Annotated in this window: 11 protein-coding genes and 1 pseudogene; all 12 read left to right on the forward strand. The window is 68.2% G+C overall.

Features of this window, described 5'->3' with window-relative positions; genetic code table 11:
- The coding region (locus ACFWPJ_RS09285) for an NADH-quinone oxidoreductase subunit C (protein WP_378849126.1) at window positions 1-675 on the forward strand (675 nt) is incomplete at its 5' end.
- Window positions 675-1,988: an NADH dehydrogenase (quinone) subunit D gene (gene nuoD / locus ACFWPJ_RS09290; RefSeq protein ID WP_378849128.1), complete on the forward strand. Its 1,314-nt coding sequence runs from the start codon at window positions 675-677 to the stop codon at window positions 1,986-1,988. The genes ACFWPJ_RS09285 and nuoD, both read left to right, overlap by 1 nt.
- Window positions 1,985-2,686: an NADH-quinone oxidoreductase subunit NuoE gene (gene nuoE, locus ACFWPJ_RS09295; RefSeq protein ID WP_378849129.1), complete on the forward strand. Its 702-nt coding sequence runs from the start codon at window positions 1,985-1,987 to the stop codon at window positions 2,684-2,686. Before nuoD ends, nuoE begins: the two co-directional genes overlap by 4 nt.
- A 1-nt stretch (window position 2,687) precedes the next feature.
- Entirely contained in the window at window positions 2,688-4,010 is a 1,323-nt protein-coding gene (gene nuoF, locus ACFWPJ_RS09300; RefSeq protein ID WP_378849131.1) for an NADH-quinone oxidoreductase subunit NuoF, read from the forward strand.
- A 101-nt stretch (window positions 4,011-4,111) separates the two neighbouring features.
- Window positions 4,112-6,520, forward strand: coding sequence for an NADH-quinone oxidoreductase subunit G (locus tag ACFWPJ_RS09305; RefSeq protein WP_378849138.1), 2,409 nt, complete (start codon window positions 4,112-4,114; stop codon window positions 6,518-6,520).
- Window positions 6,513-7,742: pseudogene (gene nuoH / locus ACFWPJ_RS09310) on the forward strand (NADH-quinone oxidoreductase subunit NuoH); the annotation flags it as partial. The gene ACFWPJ_RS09305 and the pseudogene nuoH, both read left to right, overlap by 8 nt.
- On the forward strand, window positions 7,737-8,297 hold the full coding sequence (nuoI, locus tag ACFWPJ_RS09315; RefSeq protein WP_378849139.1) for an NADH-quinone oxidoreductase subunit NuoI: 561 nt from the start codon (window positions 7,737-7,739) through the stop codon (window positions 8,295-8,297). The pseudogene nuoH and the gene nuoI, both read left to right, overlap by 6 nt.
- Window positions 8,294-9,115: an NADH-quinone oxidoreductase subunit J gene (locus tag ACFWPJ_RS09320; RefSeq protein WP_378849132.1), complete on the forward strand. Its 822-nt coding sequence runs from the start codon at window positions 8,294-8,296 to the stop codon at window positions 9,113-9,115. The genes nuoI and ACFWPJ_RS09320 overlap by 4 nt, the downstream gene beginning before the upstream one ends.
- On the forward strand, window positions 9,112-9,411 hold the full coding sequence (gene nuoK / locus ACFWPJ_RS09325) for an NADH-quinone oxidoreductase subunit NuoK (protein WP_189028720.1): 300 nt from the start codon (window positions 9,112-9,114) through the stop codon (window positions 9,409-9,411). Before ACFWPJ_RS09320 ends, nuoK begins: the two co-directional genes overlap by 4 nt.
- Window position 9,412: 1 nt before the next feature.
- On the forward strand, window positions 9,413-11,299 hold the full coding sequence (nuoL, locus tag ACFWPJ_RS09330) for an NADH-quinone oxidoreductase subunit L (RefSeq protein ID WP_378849134.1): 1,887 nt from the start codon (window positions 9,413-9,415) through the stop codon (window positions 11,297-11,299).
- Window positions 11,296-12,918, forward strand: coding sequence for an NADH-quinone oxidoreductase subunit M (locus ACFWPJ_RS09335; RefSeq protein ID WP_378849136.1), 1,623 nt, complete (start codon window positions 11,296-11,298; stop codon window positions 12,916-12,918). Before nuoL ends, ACFWPJ_RS09335 begins: the two co-directional genes overlap by 4 nt.
- Window positions 12,915-14,537, forward strand: a complete 1,623-nt coding sequence (gene nuoN, locus ACFWPJ_RS09340) for an NADH-quinone oxidoreductase subunit NuoN (protein ID WP_378849137.1) — start codon at window positions 12,915-12,917, stop codon at window positions 14,535-14,537. The genes ACFWPJ_RS09335 and nuoN overlap by 4 nt, the downstream gene beginning before the upstream one ends.
- Window positions 14,538-14,816 lie beyond the last annotated feature (279 nt).

A 14,816-nucleotide genomic window follows, 5' to 3' on the forward strand; every position in this document is an offset into this window, starting at 1 on the left:
CGCCCCCCCCGTGGGGCGGGTGTTAGCGCCCCCCGCCGCGCCTTTGGGGGTGACCCCGGCACGGGTCACACCTCCGGCTACGGCGGCCTGGTCACCCCCGTCGCCCTGCCCGCGGGCACACCACCGCCCTACGGCGGCTGGTTCGACGCCTTCGTCGGCACCCTGCGCGCCGCGCTGACCAACCGGGTGATCGCCTTCGACACCGTGATCGAGAAGATCGTCGTCTTCCGCGACGAGATCACCCTGCACGTGCGGCGCGAACACCTGGTCGCGGTCACGAGCGCGTTGCGTGACGACACCTCGCTGCGCTTCGAGTTGTGCCTGGGCGTCAACGGCGTCCACTATCCCGACGACGAGGGCCGCGAGTTGCACGCGGTCTATCACCTGATGTCGATCACCCACAACCGGCGGGTGCGGCTGGAAGTGTCGGCCCCCGATGCCGATCCGCACATTCCCTCGCTGTTCGCGGTGTATCCGACCACCGACTGGCACGAACGCGAGACCTACGACTTCTTCGGCATCCTCTTCGACGGGCATCCCTCGCTGACCCGCATCACCATGCCCGACGACTGGCGCGGCCATCCGCAGCGCAAGGACTACCCGCTCGGCGGGATCCCGGTGGAGTACAAGGGCGCGCGGATACCGCCGCCCGACGAGCGGAGGACCTACAGCTGATGACCGACACCGATTTCCGCCGCGACGAACCGCAGGTCGTCACCGTCGCAGGCCAGGACTGGGACCAGGTCAGCGAGGTGATCGAGGGTGGCGGCGAAGAACGCATCGTCGTCAACATGGGCCCGCAGCACCCGTCCACACACGGCGTGCTGCGCCTGATCCTCGAGATCGAAGGCGAGACCGTCACCGAAGCCCGCTGCGGCATCGGCTACCTGCACACCGGCATCGAGAAGAACCTGGAATTCCGCAATTGGATCCAGGGCGTCACCTTCGTGACCCGGATGGACTACCTGTCCCCCTTCTTCAACGAAACCGCCTACTGCCTGGGCGTGGAGAAGCTGCTCGACATCACCGAGCAGATCCCCGAACGGGCCACCATCGTGCGCGTCATGCTGATGGAGCTCAACCGGATCTCCTCGCACCTGGTCGCGTTGGCGACCGGCGGCATGGAACTGGGCGCGCTCACCCCGATGCTGTTCGGGTTCCGGGAACGCGAACTGATCCTCGACGTGTTCGAGACCATCACCGGCCTGCGGATGAACCACGCCTTCATCCGTCCCGGCGGCCTCGCCCAGGACCTGCCCGACGACGGCGTCACCAAGGTCCGCGAACTCCTCGAGATCATGCCGGGCCGGCTGCGCGACATGGAGCATCTGCTCAGCGCCAACCCGATCTGGAAGAAGCGCACCCAGGACATCGGCTACCTCGACCTGACCGGTTGTATGGCGCTCGGCATCACCGGCCCGGTCCTGCGCGCCACCGGCCTCCCCCACGATCTGCGCAAGTCGGCGCCCTACTGCGGTTACGAGAACTACGAATTCGACATCCCGACGACCACCGGTTGCGACTGTTACGGCCGCTACCTGATCCGGGTCGCCGAGATGACCGAGTCGCTCAAGATCGTCGAGCAGTGCCTCGACCGGCTGCGCCCCGGGCCGGTCATGGTCGACGACAAGAAGATCGCCTGGCCCGCCGACCTGACGCTCGGCCCCGACGGACTGGGCAACTCGCCGAAATACATCGGCAAGATCATGGGCACCTCGATGGAGTCGCTGATCCACCACTTCAAGCTCGTCACCGAGGGGATGCGTGTGCCCGCGGGACAGGTGTATGTGGCGGTGGAGTCGCCGCGCGGCGAGCTGGGTGTGCACATGGTCAGCGACGGCAGCACCCGCCCATACCGGGTGCACTACCGCGATCCCTCGTTCACCAATCTGCAGGCGGTGGCCGCGATGTGCGAGGGCGGCATGGTCGCCGACGTCATCGCCTCGGTCGCCAGCATCGACCCCGTGATGGGCGGAGTGGACCGATGAAGATAGAGCTGAAGCTCACCAGCAGGCCGGAGCCGTACCCGCCGCATGTGCGGCAGCGACTCGAAGTGGACGCCAAGGAGATCATCGCCCGGTATCCGCACCCCCGGTCGGCGCTGCTGCCGCTGCTGCATCTGGTGCAGGCCGAAGAAGGGTATATCACCGGCACCGGGATCGACTTCTGTGCCGACCAGCTCGGTCTCACCGGCGCCGAGGTGACCGCCGTCGCCACCTTCTACTCGATGTACCGGCGCACCCCGACCGGCGACTACCACGTCGGCGTCTGCACCAACACGCTGTGCGCGGTCCTCGGCGGCGACGCCATCTATGAAGCGCTGCAACAGCATCTGGGCATCGGGCACGGTGAGACCACCGCCGACGGCGCCATCACCCTCGAGCACGTCGAGTGCAATGCCGCCTGCGATTACGCGCCGGTGATGATGGTGAACTGGGAGTTCTTCGACAACCAGACCCCGGAATCGGCGCGGGCGATCACCGATGCGCTGCGCGCGGGCCATCAGGTACGGCCGACTCGGGGCGCTCCCCTCTGTACCTTCCGCGAAACCGCCCGCATCCTCGCAGGCTTCCCCGACGAACGCCCTGGCGTACTCGACGGAGCGCCGGGCGAGGCCACCCTGGCGGGCTTGCACGCCGCGGAAACCAGTGCCGCAGAGGATGATTCCGCCGGACAGGGGGCATGAGATGACCACACTCACCCCCGTTCTCAGTGCGGACTGGGACCGCCCCCGGTCCTGGACCATCGACAGCTACCGCGCCACCGGCGGCTACGAGGGCCTGCGCGCGGCCCTGCGGATGGCGCCCGACGACGTGATCCAGACGGTGAAGGACGCCGGCCTGCGTGGACGCGGCGGCGCCGGCTTCCCGACCGGCATGAAGTGGTCGTTCATCCCGCAGGGCCCAGGCCCCGACGGCACGACGAAACCGCACTACCTCGTCGTCAACGCCGACGAATCCGAACCCGGGACCTGCAAAGACATTCCGCTGATGCTGGCCACCCCGCACACCCTCATCGAAGGTGTGGTGATCGCCGCCTACGCGATCCGCGCGGCCACCGCGTTCATCTACGTGCGCGGTGAAGTGGTGCCGGTGCTGCGCAGGCTGCAGGCCGCCGTCACCGAAGCCTACGAGGCGGGCTACCTCGGCCAGAACATCCTGGGCTCGGGCTTCGACCTGGAGCTGATCGTGCACGCGGGGGCCGGCGCCTACATCTGCGGCGAGGAGACCGCGCTGCTCGATTCGCTCGAAGGCAGGCGTGGCCAGCCCAGGTTGCGGCCGCCGTTCCCCGCCGTGGCCGGGCTCTACGCATGCCCGACGGTCGTCAACAATGTCGAATCCATCGCCAGCGTGCCGCCGATCCTGCGCAAGGGCACCGAATGGTTCCGGTCGATGGGCAGCGAGAAATCGCCCGGGTTCACGCTGTACTCGCTGTCAGGGCACGTCGCGCGGCCCGGCCAGTACGAGGCGCCGCTCGGCATCACCCTGCGGGAACTGCTCGCCTACGCCGGTGGTGTCCGGGCAGGCCACACGCTCAAGTTCTGGACGCCCGGTGGTTCGTCGACGCCGCTGTTCACCGCCTACCACCTCGATGTGGCTCTCGACTACGAAGGTGTCGCCGCCGCCGGATCGATGCTGGGCACCAAGGCCTTGCAGATCTTCGACGACACCACCTGCGTCGTGCGCGCGGTCCTGCGCTGGACTGAGTTCTACGCCCACGAATCCTGCGGTAAGTGCACACCGTGCCGCGAGGGCACCTACTGGCTCGTGCAACTGCTGCGCAGGCTCGAAGCGGGCCAGGGCGCCGAGGCCGACCTCGACAAGCTCGCCGACATCGCCGACAACATCAACGGCAAATCGTTCTGTGCGCTCGGTGACGGCGCGGCCAGCCCGATCTTCTCCTCGCTGAGGTACTTCCGCGACGAGTACGTCGAGCATCAGCGCCGCGGTGGCTGCCCGTTCGATCCGGCCCGCGCCACGGTGTGGGCCTCTGGGGAAGGGAACAAATGAATCCCGCATCGCGTAGCGATTCAGTGAGGGGTGGCGGTCGGGCGGCGGGTGGGCCAGCGATCGCGCCAGGCAACAGCAGCGAGGTGGTTCCCACCGACCTGGTGAGCGTCACCATCGACGACACCACCATCCAGGTGCCCGCGGGCACCCTGGTGATCCGCGCCGCCGAACTGATCGGCGTGCAGATCCCCCGCTTCTGCGACCATCCCCTGCTCGATCCGGTCGGTGCCTGCAGGCAGTGCATCGTCGAGGTGGAAGGACAGCGAAAGCCGGTCGCCTCCTGCACGATTCCGGTCACCGAGGGAATGATCGTGCGGACCCAGCTCAGCTCACCGGTCGCCGAGAAGGCCCAGCGCGGCGTGATGGAGCTGCTGCTCATCAATCATCCGCTGGACTGCCCGGTCTGCGACAAGGGCGGAGAATGCCCGCTGCAGAACCAGGCGATGTCGACCGGCAGCGCCGACTCACGGTTCGAAGGCGAAAAGCGCACCTACCCGAAACCGATCCCGCTGTCCACGGCGGTGCTGCTGGACCGGGAACGGTGCGTGCTGTGCGCGCGGTGCACCCGGTTCTCCCAGCAGGTCGCAGGCGACCCGTTCATCGAGCTGATGGATCGCGGTGCGCTGCAACAGGTCGGCATCGCCCAGGCCGAACCACTGGACTCCTATTTCTCCGGCAACACCGTGCAGATCTGTCCGGTGGGCGCGCTCACCGGCACCTCCTACCGATTCCGGGCGCGCCCGTTCGACCTGGTGTCCACCCCGAGTGTCTGCGAGCACTGCGCCTCCGGCTGTGCCCAGCGCACCGATCACCGGCGCGGAAAGGTCCTGCGCCGCTTGGCCGGTGACGACCCGCAGGTCAACGAGGAGTGGAACTGCGACAAAGGCCGCTGGGCCTTCACCTACGCCACCGAACGCGACCGCCTCACCACCCCGCTGGTGCGCGGCTGGGACGGCGTGCTCGCACCGGCCTCCTGGCCCGAGGCGCTCGCGGCCGCCGCGACCGGACTGCGGGCCGCGATCGGCAACGCGGGCGTGCTCGTCGGCGGCCGCGTCACCGAGGAAGAGGCCTACGCCTACAGCAAGTTCGCGCGCATGGTGCTCGCCACCAACGACATCGACTTCCGCAGCCGGATGCACTCCGAAGAGGAGGAACGATTCCTCGCGGCCCGCATCGCCGGACGGGGTGTCCAGGTCGACTACACAGCGCTCTCGACCGCCCCCGTCGTGTTGCTGGTCGGTTTCGAACCGGAAGAGGAATCGCCCATCGTCTACCTACGGCTGCGCAAGGCCGCTCGGACTCGCGGCACGCGTGTGGTGTCGCTGGCGCCGTTCGCCTCACGCGGGCTCGAACGCATGTCGGGTGCGCTCATCCAGACCCCGCCCTGCGGCGAAGCCGGTGTCCTCGACGCCATCGGTGCCGAAACATCAGCGGACGCACATGAGCTCATGGCGCTGCTGCGCACGCCGGGAGCGGTCATCATGGCCGGCGAGCGACTCGCGGGCAGCCCCGGCGCGCTGTCGGCGGTGGTCCGGCTGGCCGACACGACCGGTGCCGGGCTCGCATGGGTGCCACGTCGGGCGGGTGAGCGCGGCGCGCTGGAAGCGGGCGCGCTGCCCGGGTTGTTGCCCGGCGGCAGGCCGGTCGTCGATCCCGCTGCGCGTCAACAGGTTCGGCACCGGTGGCAGGCCGCGGAACTGCCCGTCACCCTCGGCCGCGACACGGCGGGCATTCTGGCGAGCGCCGCACAGCTCGGTGCACTGGTCATCGGCGGCGTCGACCCGGTCGACCTGCCGGACCCCGACGCGGCACTGGCCGCCATCGACGACGCCCGCTTCGTCGTCAGCCTGGAGCTGCGCCACAGCGCCGTCACCGAACGCGCCGACGTCGTCTTCCCGGTCGCGTCCGTCATGGAGAAATCCGGAACCTTCCGCACCTGGGAAGGCAGGCCACGCCCGTTCGGCGCCGCACCACTGGACACCACCCGCCGAGTCGCCGCACCGCTGTCGGACCTGCGGGTACTGCATTCCCTCGCCGCCGAAATAGGGGTGCCGATCAACCTGCCCGACGCGGCGTCCGCCCGCACCGAACTCGACGCCCTCGGCGCGTGGACCGGTGCGCCGATCTCCGCTCCGGAAATGACCAGCCAGACCCGTCCTGTGCCGGGGCCTGGCAGCGCGGTTCTCGCAGGCTGGCGGATGCTGCTCGACGCGGGCCGCATGCAGGACGGCGAACCCAACCTCGCAGGCATCGCCCGACCACCGGTGGTGCGGCTGTCGGCCGCGACCGCCGCCGAGATCGAAGCGGCCGACGCCGACCACGTCATCGTCTCCACCGACCGCGGCGAGATCACGCTGCCGCTGATGATCACGGACCTGCCGTACCGGGTCGTGTGGCTGCCGCTGCACTCGCCCGGTTCGACGGTCGCCGCCGCACTCGGCGTGACGCCCGGCGCCGTGGTGCGCCTGCGCCGCGCCGACGACAGGATGAAGGAACACCGTCATGAGTGATCCCGTGCTGCACCTCGCGGCCGATTCGGCACCTGTCTTCGGCACCGACCCGCTCTGGCTGGTGATACTCAAGGCACTCGGCGTGTTCGTGTACCTGATGCTGGTGCCGCTGATCGCGGTGTACGCCGAACGCAAAGTCGTCGCCAGGATGCAGATGCGCCTGGGCCCCAACCGGGTCGGTCCGAAGGGCATGTTCCAGTCCATCGCCGACGGCGTGAAGATGGCGCTCAAGGAAGACATCATCCCGGCGATCGTGGACAAGCCGATCTTCGTGCTCGCCCCGATCATCTCGGTGATCCCGGCGTTCATGGCGTTCGCGGTCATTCCGTTCGGCCCGGAAGTGTCGATCCTGGGCCAGCGCACCCCGCTGCAGCTGACCGACATGCCCGTCGGCGTCCTCTACATCCTCGCCATCACCTCCATCGGCGTGTACGGCATCGTGCTGGCCGGCTGGTCGTCGGGGTCGACGTATCCGCTGCTCGGCGGTCTGCGGTCCACCGCGCAGGTGATCTCGTACGAGATCGCGATGGCGCTGACGTTCGCGACGGTGTTCCTGCTGTCCGGGACCATGGCGACCTCCGGCATCGTGACCGCCCAGGAAGGCACCTGGTACGTCTTCCTGCTGCTGCCCTCGTTCCTGATCTACTGCGTGGCGATGGTCGGCGAGACCAACCGGGCGCCGTTCGACCTGCCCGAAGCCGAAGGTGAGCTGGTCGGTGGCTTCCACACCGAGTACTCCTCGCTCAAGTTCGCGATGTTCATGCTCGCCGAATACGTCAACATGGCCACGGTGTCCGCGCTGGCGACCACCCTGTTCCTCGGCGGCTGGCGGGCACCGTTCCCGATCAGCCTGTGGGAGGGCGCCAACTCCGGCTGGTGGCCGCTGCTGTGGTTCACCGCCAAGGTGTGGACGTTCCTGTTCGTGTTCGTCTGGCTGCGCGGCACCCTGCCCCGCCTGCGCTACGACCAGTTCATGAACCTCGGCTGGAAGCTGCTCATCCCGACCTCGCTGGTGTGGGTGATGATCGTGGCCACCGCCCGGGTGCTCGACATCGAGGGCATTCCCGGCCAGACCGCGATCCTGGTGACCGTCGGCATCCTCATCACCGCGGCGATGATCGCGATGTTCCTGCGCGCGGGCCGCGCCGAAGGACTGCCACCGCTGCCCGAGGAACCCGCGAAATCCCCGGTGTTCCTCGGCTTCCCGGTCCCGCCGATGCCGCCACGCCCGGCCGGTGACCAGCCCGAGATCGGCCTGTTCGAACCGCTCGCAGGCTTCGCGGTCACCGCGGCCACGATGTTCAAGAAGCCCAACACCGAGTCCTACCCCGAACAGAAGGTGCCGACCGCGCCGCGCTATCACGGCCGCCACCAGCTCAACCGGTACGAGGATGGCCTGGAGAAGTGCATCGGCTGCGAACTGTGCGCGTGGGCCTGCCCCGCCGACGCCATCTTCGTCGAAGGCGCCGACAACACCGAGGACGAGCGCTTCTCTCCCGGTGAACGGTACGGCCGCGTCTACCAGATCAACTATCTGCGCTGCATCGGCTGCGGTCTGTGCATCGAGGCGTGCCCCACCCGGGCGCTCACGATGACCAACGAATACGAGCTCACCGACGACAACCGCGCCGACCTGATCTACGAGAAGGACCGCCTCCTCGCCCCGCTCCAGGACGGCATGACCGCCCCACCGCACGCGATGGCGCCCGGCACCGACGAGGCCGACTACTACCTGGGCCGGGTCGGTCCCACCACGTCGGAAGAGGTGCTGCGATGACCACCGCCCCCGTCCTGGCCGCCGAGATCGCGTCCACCTCCACCGGTGAGGCGGTGCTGTTCTGGGTGCTCGCCCCGATCGCCGTGCTCGGCGCACTCGGCATGGTGACCGCCGCCAAGGCCGTGCATTCGGCGATCTGCCTGGCCGCCACCATGATCGCGCTCGCCGTGTTCTACATCGCCCAGGGCGCACTGTTCCTCGGCGTCGTGCAGATCGTGGTCTACACCGGCGCGGTGATGATGCTGTTCCTGTTCGTACTGATGCTCGTCGGCGTCGACTCGGCCGAATCACTGCGGGAAACGTTGCGCGGGCAGCGGATCGCCGCCGCGATCGTCGGTCTCGGGTTCGGGCTGCTGCTCATCGGCGGCATCGGCGCCGCGCTGCGCGACAGCGCGACCAGTTACCCCGGACGTGGTTTCGGGGGCCGTGACGTCATCGCCGAACTGGCCGAACTGATCTTCCTGCGTTATGTGTGGGCGTTCGAACTCACCGGCGCGCTGCTGATCACCGCGACCATCGGCGCGATGGTGCTCGCGCACCGCGACCACTTCACGCCGCGGCGCGGTCAGCGCGAGATGTCGCGCGATCGGTTCCGCATCGCGGGCGAACGCGTCACCCCGCAACCCACCCCGGGCGTCTACGCCAGGCACAACGCCGTCGACAGCCCCGCTCAACTCCCCGACGGCACCTTCGCCGAACTCTCGGTGAGCACGATCCTGCGTCACCGCCGCACCCGCGCCCACACCGAGGCCGCCGCGCTCTCGGTCGGTACGGGCAGCGACGTCACCCCGACGGCCGACGAGGAAGGCACCCGGTGAACCCCCAGAACTACCTGTTCCTGTCTGCGCTGCTGTTCACCATCGGCGCCGCGGGAGTGCTGTTGCGCCGCAACGCCATCGTGGTGTTCATGTGCATCGAGCTGATGCTCAACGCGGTGAACCTGGCGTTCGTCACCTTCGCCCGCCTGCACAGCAACCTCGACGGGCAGGTGATCGCGTTCTTCACCATGGTCGTCGCGGCCGCCGAAGTGGTCGTCGGCCTGGCCATCATCATGACGATCTTCCGTGCCCGCCGGTCGACCTCGGTCGACGACGCCAACCTGCTGAAGTTCTGACATGGGCACCGCAACGTTGTGGCTGCTGCCCGCCCTCCCGCTCGCGGGCGCGATCGTGCTGCTCCTGCTCGGGCGTTTCGCCGACCGCTGGGGCGCCTACCTCGGCAGCGCCGCGGCACTGGCCTCCTTCGTGGTCGCCGCCGTCGCGTTCGTCGACATGCTCAGGCGCGCCGACGCCGACCGCGCGATCCACCGGGAACTGTTCGAGTGGGTGCCCGTCGGTGACCTCCAGGTCGGGTTCGGCCTGCAACTCGATCAGCTCTCGATCTGCTTCGCCCTGCTCATCACCGGCGTCGGATCGCTGATCCACCTCTATTCGATCGGCTACATGAGCCACGACCCGGGCCAGCGCAGGTTCTTCGGCTACCTCAACCTGTTCCTGGCCGCCATGCTGGTGCTGGTCCTGGCCGACAACTATCTGGTGCTCTACCTCGGTTGGGAAGGCGTCGGCCTGGCGTCCTACCTGCTGATCGGGTTCTGGTACGAAAAGCCCTCGGCCGCAACGGCAGCCAAGAAGGCATTCGTGGTGAACCGGGTCGGTGACATGGGCCTGGCGATCGCCATGATGACGATGTTCGCGGTCTTCGGTTCGTTCGACTTCCGCACCGTCTTCGCGGCGACACCCGGTGCGAGCGAGGGCACGCTCACCGCGATCGGGTTGCTGCTGTTGCTGGCCGCCTGCGGCAAGTCCGCACAGGTACCGCTGCAGTCCTGGCTCGGTGACGCCATGGAAGGCCCGACGCCGGTCTCGGCACTCATCCACGCGGCCACCATGGTCACCGCGGGCGTGTACCTCATCGCCCGCTCCAACCCGATCTACAACCTCGCACCCGACGCGCGGACCGCGGTCATCGCGGTCGGCGCGGTGACGTTGCTGTTCGGTGCGATCGTCGGCTGCGCCAAGGACGACATCAAAAAGGCACTGGCCGCGTCGACGATGAGCCAGATCGGGTACATGATCCTGGCGGTCGGTCTCGGCCCGGCCGGCTACGCGTTCGCGATCATGCACCTGCTCACCCACGGCTTCTTCAAGGCGGGCCTGTTCCTCGGCGCCGGTTCGGTGATGCACGCGATGAACGACGAGACCGACATGCGGCGCTACGGCGGGCTGCGCACGCTGCTGCCGATCACCTACATCACCTTCGGTCTCGGCTACCTGGCCATCATCGGAGTGCCGCCGTTCTCCGGGTTCTTCTCCAAGGACAAGATCATCGAGGTCGCCTTCGACCACGGCGGCGCGACCGGCATTCTGCTCGGCACGGTCACGCTCGTCGGCGCCGCTCTCACCGCGTTCTACATGACACGCGTCATGCTGCTGACGTTCTTCGGCGAGCGGCGCTGGAAGCCCGACACCCACCCGCACGAAGCGCCTGCGGTGATGACCAGGCCGATGATCCTGCTCGCGTTCGGTTCGGTCTTCGCGGGTGGGTTGTTCGTCTGGGGTTCCTCGCTGCAGCACTGGCTCGAACCGGTCGTCGGCTCGCATCACGCCGAACCCGTCGTGCCCGCGGGCGTGGTCACCGGGCTGGCATTGACCGCGGTCGCCCTCGGTGTCGCGGTCGCCTACCGCAAGTACGCCGAGAGCCCGGTCCCGGAGATCGCGCCCGAGAAGGTCACGGTGTTCACGACGGCCGCGCGCAAGGACCTCTACGGCGATGCGGTCAACGAGGCAGCCTTCGAGCGTCCCGGTCGCCATCTCACCCGCGCGCTGGTGTTCCTCGACGCGCGCGGTGTCGACGGCATCGTCAACGGCACCGCCGCCGGGATCGGCGGACTATCGGCGCGCATCCGGCGGATCCAGACCGGTTTCGTGCGTTCCTACGCCCTGTCCATGTTCACCGGTGCGGCCCTGGTGGCCGCTGCCCTGCTGGCGGTGAGGTTCTGGTGAATTCGTTTCCCTGGCTGACGACACTCTGGCTCGCTCCCGCGGTCGGCGCCGCGGCGGTGCTCGCCGTGCCCGCCGCGCGCCGGAATGTGGCCCGCGCACTGGCTTTCGCGGTGTCGATCGGTGTCCTCGCAGTCGCCGTCACGGTGACGGTCCGGTTCCAGCCGGGCGGCGATCAATATCAGTTCGTCGAATCGCACGAATGGATTCCGGCGTTCGGCGTCGGCTACACCCTCGGCCTGGACGGTATCGCCACCGTCCTCGTGCTGCTGACGGCGGTCCTCGTGCCGTTGCTGATCCTGGCAGGCTGGCACGATGACACCGCGGCAGGCGGCGGGCGCAAGTCCGCCCACATCTACATGGCGCTGATGCTGCTGGTCGAGTCGATGGTGCTGATCTCCTTTCTCGCCCTCGACATCCTGCTGTTCTACATCTTCTTCGAAGCGATGCTCATCCCGATGTACTTCCTCATCGGCGGTTTCGGGGCACGCACCAGCGATGCCGCCGTCCGCGCGCAGCGCTCGCGGGCCGCGGTGAAGTTCCTGCTGTACAACCTGTTCGGCGGACTGATCATGCTGGCCGCGGTCATCGGGCTGTATGTGCTGACCGCGCAGGCGGGGCTCGGCGAGGGTTCGGCGGGCACCTTCGATCTGCGGACCGTCGTCGCCGCGGCCAACAACGGTCAGCTCGGCGGCAGCACGGCCGTAGTGAACGCCCTGTTCCTCGGTTTCATGTTCGCGTTCGCGGTGAAGGCGCCGCTGTGGCCGCTGCACACCTGGCTGCCCGATGCCGCCGTCTCGGCCACCCCGTCGAGCGCGGTGCTGATGATGGCCGTGGTCGACAAGGTCGGCACGTTCGGCATGCTCCGGTACTGCCTGCTGCTGTTCCCGCTCGCCTCGGACACGTTCGCGCCGTTGGTGGTCACACTCGCGGTGATCGGCATCGTGTACGGCGCGCTGCTCGCGATCGGGCAGACCGATGTGATGCGCCTGATCGCCTACACCTCGATCTCGCACTTCGGATTCATCATCCTCGGCATCTTCGCGATGACCTCCCAGGCCCAGTCCGGTGCGGCGCTGTACATGGTCAACCATGGACTGTCCACGGCCGCACTGTTCCTCATCGCCGGATTCCTCGTCTCGCGGCGCGGTACCAGGATGATCGCCGAGTTCGGTGGCGTGCAGAAGGTCGCGCCGGTGCTGGCGGGCACGTTCTTGATCGCCGGTCTGGCCACTCTTTCGCTGCCGGGTCTCGCACCGTTCGTCAGCGAATTCCTGGTCCTCATCGGCACTTTCGCCAAGTACGAGGTGGCGGCGGTCGTCGCGACCAGTGCGCTGGTGCTGGCCGCGATCTACGTGCTGTGGATGTACCAGCGGATGATGACGGGCCCGGTGAAGAAGGGCAACGAGCACCTGCGTGATCTGGTGCCACGCGAACTCGCCGTCGTGGTGCCGCTGCTGGTCGCCCTGCTGGCGCTCGGCTTCTATCCGAAACCGATCCTGGACCTGGTGGATCCCGCGGTGGGACACACCCTCTCGACGATCGGTAAGCACGATCCCGCTCCGACGGTCCCCGCTCCCGAAGCAGGTGCGGCCGCCCCGCCCGCAGGCGGACACAAATGAGGACGGACTCCGTGACCATCAACGAGCTCGCGGCCACCCTGCCCGCACCGAGCATCGAATACCACCTGCTCGCACCGATGCTGATCGTCTTCACGGTCGGCGTGGCCGGCGTGCTGGTCGAGGCGTTCGTGCCACGGCCTGCCCGCTACCTCACGCAGGTCGTTCTCGGCCTGGCCGGTGTGATCGGCGCGCTGGTCGCCGTGATCCTGCTTGCGGGGACCGAAGGCACCGCCGTGGTGGGTGCCGTCGCGGTCGACGGCGTGACCCTGTTCCTGCAGGGCACGATCCTGGTGGTCGCGCTGCTCGGTCTGTTGTTGATCGCCGAGCGGGGCGCGGTGCCGCGTGCCCGCAGCGGGCCGGGCACCTGGAACCGGGCAGCCGCTGTCCTGGAACGGGGTGTCGACGCGTTCACCCCGCAGGCGTCGGCGGTGCCGGGCAGCGCGCACGAGCTGGCCGCCGTGCGGGCCGGGGTGTCCACCACCGAGGTATTCCCGCTGACCATGCTCGCGCTCGGCGGCCTGTTGCTGTTTCCCGCCTCGAACGACCTGCTGACGATGTTCGTCGCGCTCGAAGTGCTGTCGCTGCCGCTGTATCTGCTGTGCGGGCTGGCCCGGCGCAGGCGGTTGCTGTCGCAGGAGGCGGCGCTCAAGTACTTCCTGCTCGGCGCGTTCTCCTCCGCGTTCTTCCTCTACGGCGTCGCCCTGCTGTACGGGCAGACCGGCACCGTCTCGCTGCCCGGCATCGGTGCGGCACTGGACAAGCAGCCCGAGAACGCGACGCTGGCACTGCTCGGCATCGCGATGCTCGCCGTCGGATTGCTGTTCAAGATCGGCGCGGCTCCGTTCCAGGCCTGGGTGCCCGACGTCTACCAGGGCGCCCCGACACCGATCACCGCGTTCATGGCCGCCGCCACCAAGATCGCCGCGGTCGGTGCGACTCTGCGGGTGCTGATGGTGGCAGCCGGTGCGCTGCGCGACGATTGGCGGCCGGTGCTCGCGGCAGTGGCGGTGGCGACGATGGTCATCGGCGCGGTCATGGCGATCACACAGACCGATATGAAGCGGATGCTCGCGTACTCCTCGATCGCGCACGCGGGCTTCCTGCTCGCCGGCCTCGTCGCCGCCGACAGCGCGGGCGTCGCGGCGATCCTGTTCTATCTGCTGGCCTACGGTCTCGGCACGGTCGGCGCTTTCGCGGTCGTCACCCTGGTGCGCGACTCCTCCGGTGACGAAGCGACCGCGTTGTCGCAGTGGGCGGGCATGGGCCGCCGATCCCCCTGGCTGGCATCGGTTTTCGCGCTGCTGCTGCTCTCGTTCGCCGGCTTGCCGCTGACGAGCGGTTTCGTCAGCAAGTTCGCGGTGTTCGCGGCGGCCTCGGGTGCGGGCTACACCTCGCTGGTCATCATCGGCGTCGTGTGCAGCGCGATCGCGGCGTTCTTCTATGTCCGGGTGATTGTCCTGATGTTCTTCACCGATCCCCCGACCGACGCCCCCACCGTGACCGCACCGTTCGCGACGACCCTGGTAGTCGCGTTCAGCGCGGGCGCCACGATGCTGTTGGGTGTCTTCCCCCAGCCGCTGCTCAACCTGGCCGAAGAGTCCGCCACACTCATCCGCTGACCATGAATCGGAGCTGACCTGCTTCTGACCTCGGCGTCATGGCCGTTCTGTCGGCAGTTCCCCGTACCGCTGCCGCGCACGAATGGTCAGCCGCGGTAGCAAGATGGTGTGCCACGTCGGCAGGTGCACTGTTTTCGACCGGCCACCGGCGACGAACGCACGTTTGTGTCGTCGTCGATTCCTCTTTTCGGCTCGGCAAGGGAGCGTTCCGGTATCGAAAGGTCGCCCGGTTGCGGTCACACGAGACCGCGCACGTCCCACACCCACACACCGTCGACC

It is taken from the genome of Nocardia sp. NPDC058497 (assembly GCF_042720195.1).
In the GTDB taxonomy this organism is placed as follows: domain Bacteria; phylum Actinomycetota; class Actinomycetes; order Mycobacteriales; family Mycobacteriaceae; genus Nocardia.